3 protein-coding genes and 1 pseudogene are annotated in these 4,055 nt (G+C 76.1%); 2 read left to right on the top strand and 2 right to left on the bottom strand.

Translation table 11 applies throughout. The features are described from left to right. Together ABZU46_RS31275 and ABZU46_RS31280 are read right to left on the bottom strand one after the other, a co-directional pair. Nucleotides 1-1,250 (bottom strand): NAD(P)-binding domain-containing protein (locus ABZU46_RS31275; RefSeq protein WP_354863297.1); only part of this gene is annotated, 1,250 nt, incomplete at its 3' end. A 56-nt stretch (nucleotides 1,251-1,306) separates the two neighbouring features. Continuing rightward, entirely contained in the window at nucleotides 1,307-1,954 is a 648-nt protein-coding gene (locus ABZU46_RS31280) for a TetR/AcrR family transcriptional regulator (RefSeq protein WP_354863298.1), read from the bottom strand. Nucleotides 1,955-2,011: 57 nt separating this feature from the next. Between ABZU46_RS31280 and ABZU46_RS31285 the strand changes: the two genes are divergently transcribed. Both ABZU46_RS31285 and ABZU46_RS31290 read left to right on the top strand, forming a co-directional pair. Further along, on the top strand, nucleotides 2,012-3,382 hold the full coding sequence (locus ABZU46_RS31285; RefSeq protein ID WP_354863299.1) for an MFS transporter: 1,371 nt from the start codon (nucleotides 2,012-2,014) through the stop codon (nucleotides 3,380-3,382). 26 nt (nucleotides 3,383-3,408) lie between these two features. Then, a pseudogene (locus tag ABZU46_RS31290) lies at nucleotides 3,409-4,055 on the top strand (hypothetical protein); the annotation flags it as partial.

Consider the following 4,055-nt stretch of genomic DNA (forward strand, 5'->3'; position numbering starts at 1 on the left):
TGATGGGTTTTGTGTTTATTGGAGTTCCGCGGTGTGGACCCCCGACCCCCCCCCCCCCGCACGGCCCGGCAGGAGGCCCGCTGCCGGGCCCGGTCGGGCAGCGAGTACCGGCCGGCGAGCTGCGCGGCGATCAGCTTGGCCTGCGCCTCGACCAGGGGGAACGCGGAGCCGGTGGACTGCATCAGCCCGACGAACATCAGGCCGGGGGCCTCGGGGTGGAACACGTGCCGGTACAGCGGCAGGGTGTCGGCGCCGCCGCCGAGCAGCTCGGGGTCGAGAAACCCGATCTCCACCCGGTACCCGGTGCACCAGACGATCAGGTCGACCTCGTCGACGCGGCCGTCGGTGAACTCGACCCGATCGCCGTCGAGGGCGGCGACGCCGGGGCGGGCCTCGACGTCGCCGTGGGTCAGCCGGGACAGCAGCCCGTCGGAGAGTGTCGGATGGTCCTGCAGGAAGCCGTGCGTGGGCGCGGGGAGGCCGTAGCGGGCGGGGCTGCCGACGGTGGCGGTGAGCATCGTCTGGCTGATGCGCTGGCGCAGCCGCCACGGCAGCCGGCGGGCCAGCGCGCCGTTGAGGGTGTCCGACGGGCGGCCCAGCAGGTACTTGGGCACCACCCAGACGCCCCGGCGCAGCGACAGCAGGGCCCGCTCGGCGGCGTACGAGGCGTCCACCGCGATGTCCATCGCCGAGTTGCCACCCCCGACGACCAGGACGCGTTTCCCGGTCAGCTGCTCGGGGCCCCGGTAGTCGTGGCTGTGCAGCTGCTCGGCGGTGCTGGCGCCGGGGTACGCCGGGTCGGGCAGCCGGGGCGCCCGGTTGTGTCCGTTGGCGACGACCACGGCCTCGACGGCGACCTCGACCGGCCCGTCCGGCCCACTGGCGGCGACCGTCCACGTGCCGTCGGGTCGCCGGGTGACCCGCTCGACGGTGTGCCGCAGGCGGATGGCGTCGTGCAGCCCGAAGCGGTCGGCGTAGTCGGCCAGGTAGCCGGCGACCCGCGTGTGGTCCGGGTAGTCGGGCCAGTCGGCGGGCATCGGGTGGTCGGCGAACTCGGTGCGGCCACGGCTGGTGTTCAGGTGCAGCGTGCGGTACGCGGGCGAGTCGGGCGCCCCGTACACCCAGAGGCCGCCGACCTGGTCGGTGGCCTCGAAGCAGACCACCGCGACGGCCGCGTCGCGCAGTGCCTTGACGGCGGCGAGCCCGGCCGCGCCGGCGCCGATCACCGCAACCCTGGGTGGTGCCTGCATCGCTGCCCCCAATTAATCCAACGTCCGATGGATAATCGTCGGGTGGCGGCGGCCCGTCAAGGGCCCGGCGGTCCGTAGAGCCCGTCCAGGAGGCGGTGCACGAACGCCCGGAACTCGCGCCGTTCCCGAGCGCCCGGCGCGCCCGCGGCCAGCGCCACGACGTGCCCGTGCGTCGCCCAGACCAGGCTGCGCACGGTGATGTGCGGGGTCGGCTCGGCCAGCGCGCCGGCGGACGCCGCGGCGGTCAGCAGCTCCGCCACCAGCCGGTAGAGCGGCTCGGAGTAGCGCTGGTCCAGCTCGGCGTGCCGCTGCGGCTCCAACCAGCGCCGCAGCCACAGCGCGGTGGTCTCCGGATGGTCCTCCAGGAAGTCCACGAACGCGTCCACCAGGTCGTGCAGCGCCCGCCGCGCCGCGTCCGGCCCGGATTCGAGGGCCGCGCGGGCCCGCGCGGCGGCCTCGGTGAGGACCTCCCGCTCGACGGCGAACACCCGTGCGAAGCACGCCTCGTACAGGGCCGCCTTCGTACCCGTGTGGTGAGCGACCGTGGCGACGTCCACCCCGGCGGCGGCGGCGACCTCCCGCAGCCCGACGGCGTCGAAGCCGCGTTCGGCGAACAGCGCGGTGGCTGCGGTGAGCACCACCTCGCGGGTCGGTCGGGTCTCGTCGCGCCGGGGCCGACCCGGACGGCGTCGGGGCATGGTCATGGCCGCCATTCTGCCCCTAGAATCCAGCAACTGTTGGATTGCGGAGAGGATGCGGCGATGACCGGGCTCGACCGGCGGCCCGCGGCCGCCACCGACGCGACACTGCCCCGCGGCCCGCTGGCCGGCTTCGCGGCCGGCTCGCTCGGCATGGGCGTCTGGGTGACCGTGCCCGGCCTGCTGCTGCTCTACTTCCTCACCGACGTGCTGGCCGTCGGGCCGTGGCTGGCCGGCCTCGCGCTGCTGCTGCCGAAGATCGCCGACGTGCTGCTGCACCCCTGGATCGGGCACCGCGCCGACGTCGCGCAGGCCCGCCGGGGCGACCGGCGGCGGCTGCTGCTGCTCGGCTGCGCCCTGCCGGTCGCGTTCGCCGCGCTCTTCGCCGTGCCCGGCGGCCTGACCGGCGTGCCGGCCGCCGCGTGGGTGGCCGTGTTCTTCGCCGCCGGCAACCTGCTCTTCGCCGCCTACCAGGTCCCCTACCTGGCTACCCCGGCCGACCTGCGCATCGGCTACGACGAACGCACCCGGCTGATGGCGTTCCGGATGGTCGTGCTGACCCTCGGCATCCTGGCCTCCGGGCTGCTGGCCCCGCTGCTGACCGGCGGCGACGCCGCGACCCGCGCCGGCTACCAGCGCATGGGCGTGGTCCTGGCCGTCGGGATGCTCGCCGCCATGCTCGTCGGCGTGGCCGGCATCGCCCGGCTGCGCGGCGCCGCGGCGAGCACCACGACGGCAGGCCACGGCGGGTGGCGGGCGCTGCGCACCGCCCTGCGCGACGCGCAGTTCCGCTGGCTGGTCGCCGCCTACCTGGCCATGTCCACGACCACCCACCTGGTCCTGGCCGGGGTGCCCTACTACGCCGAGTACGAGCTGCGCGCTCCCGGCCTGACCACGGTGCTGGTGGCCGCGTTCGTCGCGCCGGCGCTGCTGGTCACTCCCGGTTGGCTGCTGCTGGCCCGCCGTGTCGGCAAGCAGCGGGCGCTGCTCGGCGCGCAGGGCGCGTTCGCGGCCGGGTCGCTGGTGCTGGCGGTGGGTCGCCCGGCGGGCCTGCCGGTGCTGGTGGCGGCGGTGGCGGTGCTCGGGGTGGCGTTCGCCGGCATGCAGCTGCTGCCGTTCTCGATGCTGCCCGACGTGATCCGCGCGGCCGCGGCTGACACCGGCGCCGGTGCTGCGACGGGCGCGGGGACCTACACCGGGGTGTGGACGGCCACCGAGGCCACCGGCGCGGCCCTCGGCCCCTACGCGTACGCGCTGTGCCTGGCCGTGGGTGGTTTCGTGGCGTCGACGGCGGGCGAGTCGCCGGTGCAGCCGGACGCGGCGCTCGCGGCGGTCCGCTACGGCTTCGGGCTGCTGCCCGCGGCGGCGATGCTCGCCGCGCTGCTGCTGCAACGCCGCTACACCCTGGACACGACCGCCCGGGCCGCGAGCTGAGCGGCCGGCACTAGACTTCGCCCTCGATGGACGCCCCGCTCACCCCCACCGAAACCCGCCCGTGCGCCCACTGTGGACGACCGGTGCCGCAGCGTGTCGGCGCGGGCCGGCCGTTTCGCTACTGCCGCGACAACGACGGCGCCTGCCAGCGCGCCTCGCGCAACAGCCGGATGCGTCACCGCAACGCGCCCGGCCTGCCCGGTCAGGTGGCCCGCACCTGGGAGGCGGTGGACCGTCTCGACCAGATCGTCGAGACGTTGACCGAGGCGTTGCACGCCGAGCTGTCCCCCGGGGGCGTGCAGCGGCAACTCGCGCAGGCCCGCGCGGAGGCCGCCACCGAGATCGCGGCGGCGCAGACCGAACGCGACGAGGCCCGCGACGACGCCGAGGCTGCGGCGGCCGACGCGGCGCGCGCCCGCGAGCAGGCCCGCGCGGCCCGCGCCGAGGCCGACGACGCCCGCCAGCGCGCCGAGCAGGCGGCGCGCCAGGCCACCGCGGCCGACGAACGGGCGCGGCACGCCGAGGCCTCCCGCGATCAGGCGCGGCACGACGTCAGCGCCGCCGAGGCGCTGCGCGCCCAGGCCGAACGGGACCGGGACCAGGCCCGCAACGAGGTGCGGGACCTGCGGGCGCAGCGCGACACCGAGCGGCAGCGCGCGGCCGACCTGACCGT

Origin of the sequence: Micromonospora sp. NPDC005197, assembly GCF_040608295.1 — a bacterium.
Lineage (GTDB): Bacteria > Actinomycetota > Actinomycetes > Mycobacteriales > Micromonosporaceae > Micromonospora.